5 protein-coding genes are annotated in these 7,476 nt (G+C 39.6%); 3 read left to right on the forward strand and 2 right to left on the reverse strand.

The window, feature by feature from the left end; all coding sequences use genetic code 11:
* Positions 1–172: 172 nt before the first annotated feature.
* The gene (locus H5968_RS20350; protein ID WP_096571485.1) at positions 173–586 is read left to right on the forward strand and encodes an AbrB family transcriptional regulator; all 414 of its coding nucleotides are present in this window, start codon (positions 173–175) and stop codon (positions 584–586) included.
* Between the two features lie 193 nt (positions 587–779).
* Here the strand turns inward: H5968_RS20350 and H5968_RS20355 are convergent, their stop codons facing one another.
* Positions 780–2,684: a chloride channel protein gene (locus H5968_RS20355; protein ID WP_187041411.1), complete on the reverse strand. Its 1,905-nt coding sequence runs from the start codon at positions 2,682–2,684 to the stop codon at positions 780–782.
* 618 nt (positions 2,685–3,302) lie between these two features.
* On the opposite strand from H5968_RS20355, the gene H5968_RS20360 reads away from it, so the two are divergent.
* On the forward strand, positions 3,303–3,677 hold the full coding sequence (locus tag H5968_RS20360; protein WP_187041412.1) for a hypothetical protein: 375 nt from the start codon (positions 3,303–3,305) through the stop codon (positions 3,675–3,677).
* An 81-nt stretch (positions 3,678–3,758) separates the two neighbouring features.
* Here the strand turns inward: H5968_RS20360 and H5968_RS20365 are convergent, their stop codons facing one another.
* Complete coding sequence (locus tag H5968_RS20365; RefSeq protein ID WP_187041413.1) at positions 3,759–5,369, reverse strand: glycosyltransferase family 39 protein; 1,611 nt, start codon at positions 5,367–5,369, stop codon at positions 3,759–3,761.
* A gap of 228 nt (positions 5,370–5,597) precedes the next feature.
* Between H5968_RS20365 and H5968_RS20370 the strand changes: the two genes are divergently transcribed.
* Positions 5,598–7,157 carry a hypothetical protein gene (locus H5968_RS20370; protein WP_370569797.1) on the forward strand — a complete coding sequence of 520 codons (1,560 nt, stop codon included), beginning with the start codon at positions 5,598–5,600 and terminating at the stop codon, positions 7,155–7,157.
* The last annotated feature ends 319 nt before the right edge of the window (positions 7,158–7,476 follow it).

The following is a 7,476-nucleotide window of genomic DNA, read 5'->3' on the forward strand; positions in this document are numbered from 1 at the left end:
TTTTAGAAAATATCTTGACAAGATTGATAATTGTGCAACAATTTCTGATAAGAGTGTAATATACTTGGCTATGCTGAGATAAAAAAATAAAGGACTCTGTTCCTGTTAGCTCAGTATCAGTTAAAATAAAATCGATTCAACCACTTCAATCATTTAATTCCGACCAAAGTTGATGCCTAAACAGAAAAAAAATGAACCCCTTGTTGGTGAAGAACTGCTCCAAAAAGTTAAGGAGCTAGAGAACGAAAGCAAGGAAGAGAAAGCTAAACAGTGTGGCTACTATACTGTTACCAAAAATGGTATAGAGCGCGTGAATATGATGAAATTCTTGAATGCCTTAATTGATGCCGAGGGCATTGAGTTGGACAGTACACCAGGTGCTAATGGCCGTGGTGGACGCAGTGCCAGCTATAGAATTAGCGTGCAGTCTAACAACAATTTACTCATAGGTTCAGCTTATACAAAACAGATGAATCTTAAACCTGGAGATGAATTTATCATTACTTTAGGCAAGAAGCATATTCGACTACGCCAAGTAGATCCAGAAGACAGAGAAGATGGTGAAGTAGAAGAAGCTACAGCTTAATCAAAATTTAGTTGTAGAGGTTTTCAGCTAGAACATCAGTTGTCAGCTGTAGGGGTTTAGCAATGCTAAACCCAGACTTGCAGTTATTGATTTTTGTGTACTAACCAATCGGTTATCAGTTGTCAGCAGTTAAAAACCTCTTCCCCAATCACCAATCACCAATCACCAATCACCAATCACTAATCACCAAAGACTAATGACCAATAACTATATCGGTTGTTGGCAACATTGGTAAATAGTGCTGTAAAGCTTTGCGCGTAGCTGCTAAATTGCAAGTTAAAGCGATTTGCTCTTTCTCGAGTAAACCTAAAATGCAGTCGGGGTTGTTTCTTGCTACCACTGGTAGCTGATGCAAACCTCGCAGCGCCATACGATCTAAAGCTTCAGATAAAGGTTCATCTTGCCAAGCATAGAGAATATCAGTCGTACAAACATCTATGAGTGTTTGACTAGAAAAATTAGGCTGTATTTCACCAGGAGAATGTTGGTAATTCTCCCAAAGAGAAAGAGTGCGGTTAATATCGTCCAGAGAAATAATACCGACTAATTGTTCATTGGCATCAATGACTAAAGCACTGGGTGAGCGATCGCGGATCATTTCCATAGCAGCTTCTAAAACCCCAAGATTTGCCGGCATTTTTTTAGGATAAGAGTGCATAGCATCTGCCACAGAAATTTGCTGTACAATTTCCACTTGCTCATCTTTCAATTCCGAAAGACCAATCTGTTGTAGATTGGAATTAGAATTAACAGTTGGTTTAATTCTTTCTACTAACCAGACACTTAAACCCACCGCAGCCATCAAAGGTAAAACAATTCGGTAGTCACGAGTTAATTCAAACAACATTAAAATAGCTGTTAAAGGCGCTCTCACACTACCCGCCAAAACAGCAGCCATACCCACCATTGCATAAGCTGGAGGAGCAGCCATATATTCAGCAACTCCGGGAACTATCAAAGCCAAAACTTTAGCATAGGCAGATCCAAAGGATGCACCTAAAAACATGGCAGGCGCAAACAAACCACCTACAAAACCACTAGCAGAACTAACAGCCGTCATCAGCAGTTTCAACCCTATAAGTACAAGTAACAAATTCAAGGAAAACTCTTGATCTTGCAACATTGCTTGCACAGTTCCATAACCAATACCTAAAATTTGTGGGTATTGCAAAGCAACTAAACCAACTATTACACCACCAATAATTGGTTGAATAGGTTGAGGAATCTTGCCCAAAAATTGAAACCCTTGAAAGCGTCCGCTAAAAAAAGCTTTACCTAAACTAATAGATTGTGTATAAGTCAAAGCTACCAAACTTGCACCCAAACCTAAACCCAGATAAAGCGGTAATTCTAAAGGACTGCGAACTTGATAAGCAGGTAAAGCAAAAGCAGGTTGAGAACCCAAACCAATTTGAGCAATTAAAGCTGCTACTACCGCTGCAAGTAAGACCACACTAACGGCAGAAGTAGCAAAAGAGGTAGCCCCCATAACCACCTCTAAAGCAAAAAATACCCCAGCAATGGGAGCATTAAATCCAGCTGCTAAACCAGCAGCAGCACCAGCACCCAACAGTAACCGCTGCCTCTCTTGAGAAACTTGCAGTACATCTGATAACAACACCCCAAAATTAGTACCTATTTCCACACTAGGACCCTCAGGACCCAAAGATGCACCACTACCTAAAGAAACAGCAGCAGCTATCATCTTAGTAACAGGTCGTAATTGTTGCTTAACTTCTCTACCCTGAGATAAAGCAATTAAAGATGAAAGTCCAGGTCCAAAATCTTCAGTACGCCAACGCATTAAGCCTACAATTAATCCGCCCAGGGTAGGAACACAAGCTAAAGTCCAACCACCCCAGACTCCTATCTGTCCCAAAAAATTTTCCAGCATCAAGTGATGAATCAACTGGATGAGATAATGAAAAGTGACCACACCCATACCCGTACCACCACCAATGAGCATGGCTAAAAACAGCACCACTGTTTCCGGGGATGGCTGAAGACGATTGATCAGATGAGTTAAACGAGCAGAAGATGTGGGAAAGGCAACTGGCTGAGTTACTTTCCTCAGTTGTGTAGGAGGCAAGAGAGTCATGGAAAAACGGGGTAAATGTAAGAAAAAATTTATTTTTTTTATTGGTTAATTATTATTGTGAGCCATGACTAAGCAACCAGACAAGTATGGTTGATATCCTTCATTTACACAGTTTTCATCAACTCAGACAAGCAGTTAAAATTTTTATGATCAGAATAGTTGAAATAGGAGAGAATTATTAGTTAATACAAGTTGTTAGTTATCACAGTGAGTAGTTGTGATGGGGAGATAGATTGAGTATTCACTATCAGCTATCAGATGGAACAGAGAACAGGTAATATTTTTCGTTTTCCTGCCTCTTACCTCCTACTTCCTGCCCCTACTACCTCCTGAGATCAGAACTTGATTTCAGCCATACTTCTTAGTGAATATAGCTATTGTTATAGAAATATCACTCTAAATTAGGCCGCTCTAAGGTGCATCAATGCCCGAATTGTGGAGCGCAAACACCGAGAGATGCTAACGGCGCACGTAATATTATGTTGCGTGCTTTGAGGGATTCCTCCTTTACCGTCAGTAATGATGGTATTGCTATCGTTACAGTTCGAGCTTTGTCAATCAATGCTCAGAAATGTTCAGCGTAAATGAATCAGTAAATGGACTAGGCGGAAGCTCTAGATGAATATACACACCTTTGATAATAATTATGTTACTTGTCCGATTTGCCAAAGAAATAACAGGACTAAGCCTGTTAAAACTTATATCGGATTATTTACTTGTCCTTATTGTCAGGAAAAACTCGTAGTTTGTAAAAGTGGTCACTACGTCCGTGATCCGTTTACTTGGAAAAAAATTCTTATCTCCTCGGCGTTGCGTCGTCAAAGCCGACCTTTAGCCAGGATGATCAGAGATTTGCCGCTTTTAAAACGTTCTTTGTTAGCGTTAGCTATGGGAGGTGCAATTTTATTCACTACAATTGCTATCACACAGGACAGCACAAAGTATAAACAGGAACTGCTTCCAGGAAGTGAGAAAGTGACAGGTGACAGGTGATGGGTGATTGGTGATGGGTGATTGGTGATTGGGTTATTAACTTCCCCCTGCCCCCTGCCTCCTGCCTCCTGCCGGGATGATTTACTGAGTGTCTTTTGTAATCAATTGCCAACCGGCGGATTTTCCCACTACTTGAAGAGATGGGAATTGGAGATTTTCTAAAGCAGAAGCATTCACAAGCAAATAGGGATGCACATCATACTGCCAATGATATTGCAGATCGCCGGGGGAAGCAGGAATAATGGTGCGATCGCTATAAAAATTCAAGGATGAACGAGGGTAAGGAAAAGATGTGTAGATTTTCTGAACTGCTGGATTGGCACGTGCTATCATTGCTGCCACAGGCTTGACTGGATAAGCTTCTCCTAGTTCCCACATCCAGTAGTCAGATTTGATCAACAACAACAAACAAATATAACTTCCCCAAATTAAAATTTGCCAAAATTGCCGATCGCCTCGTTCTGCCAAAATTGCTGCTAAGGTCATAGTCAAAGCTACGGCGGCCAAAATCATCTGCAAGTCTGTTGTACCTGCACTGCCCCAACTTAGATAAATACTAGCCGCAGACGCTACCAAAGCCAAGACTGCAAAACTGGTTATCCAAGCACGGGGATAGGATGAGAATAAACGCCAATTCTCACTCTGAGTTAAAAAGAAACCACAGGCTAAAGCAAAGCTGGGATAAATTGGTAAAATATACCAAGGCTGTTTGACGCTAACCAGAGAAATAAGTAGTAAATACACACTAATCCAAACTAGGATGAGTTTAGCCCAGCTAAAATTGCGATTTTCCCAGGTAAAGCCCACAGTTTGCGGTAAAAATACCAGCCAAGGCCATGTCCATTTGAGAATTTCTAGGAAATAATACCAAGAAGCTTCAGGCTGACCATTAGCAGCAGCAATCTGATTCCAGGTTTGATCGTCTAAATCAATTTGAGAGAAAGGATAACCATAGCGCAGTAGTTGGGCAACATACCAACCCAATACTGGTAAAATACCGATGAAGATTCCTGTCCACAGGTAGTAACTGGTGAGTAATCTTGGTGTATCCCAAAAGAGAAAAACTACAACAATAGCACCTAAAAATATGCCCACTATGCCTTTAGTTAGGCAAATCAGCCCAAAACTGATACCGACACCAAGACAATAACGCAAGTCTCGGCGCGATCGCAACACACAGAAAATCATCACCATTAACAAACTTACCACTACGCCATCTAGCGTTGCTAATCTGCCATGACGCACTACTGGCAACATCGTCAGATAAATCAAGGCGCTATAAACCGCAGCCCAACGGAGGCGAAATATTTCTCTACCAATACAATACAGCAAAGGCACAGAAATGGCTGTCAGCATAGCTCCAGGTAGGCGAGTTGTCCACTCATTCACACCGCCCAGGGAGTAAGCCCAAGCAATTAGCCAGTGCATGAGGGGAGGCTTGTTATAGTATGGTTCACCTCCCAAGGTAGGGTAAAGCCAGTGCATAGAACCTGCTTTGGCACGCAAAATTTCTTTAGCAACTTGTGCCACAGTGCCTTCATCCCAATCTCTGAGCGGCAGTCCGCCAAGATTGATGCTAAACAGCAATATTGCCACCAACAGCAATCCTATTAACCATAGTCCATCCATCCATCTGCCAGAGGTGCGATGCTGTTTTTCTAGATGAGTCCCAATATAGCGTCCTTCTTGCATATTCTATGCTAATCATTTTACTCACTGGTTTGATTCCATAGAGACCAGAGCGAATCTCCAATTTTGCCATACCTTCACAAACTATTTTCACAAGCAATGGCTAGATCCCAAATTACCTCAGTTTTCTCTGAAAAATAATAATTTTTTGCATAAAAATTTTTTAGTTATTTTTTCAACAATTTAACAAGATTTTTGCCAATTAAATGATATAAAGAATACAAGGTTAAATTGGTCAATTACGCTGAAGGAGTTTGGGAAATGCGCCTACCTGTCATTTTAGATATCGCCCTGGGTTTAATTTTTATTTACCTGATTTTAAGCTTGTTAGCTTCCGAAATTCAAGAATTGATTGCTACAATCCTGCAATGGCGTGCTGTACATTTAAAAAAATCAATCGAAATTTTCTTGGCTGGAGATGTTAAAAATTCAGAAGCCAAGGATATAATTGATATGGTCAACAAAATTTATAGCAATCCTTTAATTAAAAGTATTAACCAAGAAGCTAAAGGCATTTTATCCCAGTTACCAAGAAAATTCACTTGGTTTATGGGTGATATAACTAGTAAGATCGGAAGAACAATAAATAAATCACAGGTAAATCATAAGACTTTTAATCAAGATAAAAGTGCGCCTTCTTATATTCAGAGTGATACTTTCGCTACCAGTCTTTTAGAAGAATTACAACTGCCACAAATCATCCATAGTCTAACAGAAGTAAGACTAGAAAAATTTAAAAACCAAAGGTTACAAGAATTACAAACAATTTTAACTCGCTCACTCAGACAAATCCAAGAAACAGAATTACCAAAGTATATTGCCCAGGATATTAAAGATGATTTAGCAACTCTCACTTCAGAATATACAGAAATTGTTGAAGATTTTAAAAAGTACAAGTTTGATATAGATACAAGCGTTAGTCAAATGCAGGATAGCTTGGATAAATACATCAATAACTTTCATGCGAATATAGAAAATGAAAATCCCATACTAATAGAAACTTGGAAACGACTGCAAGCTTTACAGAAACACATTTTTCCCAGTGTTGAAGAAGCAATTATCATCGGTGGTTTAAAACCTAACATGAACGAAATTGTCCAATTACTAGATACAAGTAATACTGTTGTTGAGGAAATTCAAATCACTCTAAAAGATAAAAATAGTCAAAGCCATAAAACCATTAAAGAATTAATAGATACCTTACCAGATGGCATGAAGAGAAATATTGCTAACATAGCCAAGCGAGCGCAATACAAGGCTAAAAGTACAGAGGAAGGTATTGAAATATTACGGAGAGAAATTGAGAATTCTTTTGATAGTTCTATGCAAAGAGCAGGTGGTGTTTACAAACGAAATGCTAAAGGAGTCGCTATTTTAATTGGTATTCTCCTCGCTTTTGGTGCTAATGCTGATACATTTCATATCATTGATCGCTTATCAAAAGATACAGTTTTGCGAGAAGCAATTGTTTATAAAGCTGTGCAAACTATAGATCAACAATCTGATCCTGCCAACCTCAAAAATATTGACACTAAGGAGATTTTAGAGGAAATTAGTTTACCAATAGGTTGGACAAATGAAAACTTAGAAGATCAAATTGGTTGGAATCCAACGAAGATCAATGGCGTACCTATAATCAGTTTATTAACCATGTTATCTGGTTGGATAGTCAGTGGTGTAGCTATTGCAATGGGAGCGCCCTTTTGGTTTGATTTACTGAGTAAAGTTATGAATGTTCGCAATGCTGGTGGTAAATCAACAAAATCAGCTAGAAATCGAGATGCAGATTAATTGATATCATTGCGGCGCTGCCCGCCTGGTTTTAGGTGCTATGATCCTCAAAAAGCTTGCACTTTGTGAGCCATACTCCTAGCCCCTCACAGATAACTTTTTGAGCAAACCCTACTTAGGGTTTGTTGAATAAACCTAAAACCTTGATATATCAAAGGTTAGAGGCTGATAAACACAGAAATTAGTGCAAGGGTTTTGAAGGGTATACCGGAAAAAGTGTGCATTTTTTGGGATTTCAAGAGATGGCAAAGAAATTTTCCAATCTCCTCCTGACTCCTGACTCCTGACTCCTGACTCCTATGCCCTCACGGAAAGACTT

The organism is Sphaerospermopsis sp. LEGE 00249 (genome assembly GCF_014299995.1).
Classification (GTDB): domain Bacteria; phylum Cyanobacteriota; class Cyanobacteriia; order Cyanobacteriales; family Nostocaceae; genus Sphaerospermopsis; species Sphaerospermopsis kisseleviana.

What these genes read in the sequence shown, in the direction of transcription:
- H5968_RS20350 (WP_096571485.1), top strand. Translation starts at nt 173, where the DNA reads ATGCCTAAACAGAAAAAAAATGAACCCCTTGTTGGTGAAGAACTGCTC.
- H5968_RS20355 (WP_187041411.1), bottom strand. Translation starts at nt 2,684, where the DNA reads ATGACTCTCTTGCCTCCTACACAACTGAGGAAAGTAACTCAGCCAGTT.
- H5968_RS20360 (WP_187041412.1), top strand. Translation starts at nt 3,303, where the DNA reads ATGAATATACACACCTTTGATAATAATTATGTTACTTGTCCGATTTGC.
- H5968_RS20365 (WP_187041413.1), bottom strand. Translation starts at nt 5,369, where the DNA reads ATGCAAGAAGGACGCTATATTGGGACTCATCTAGAAAAACAGCATCGC.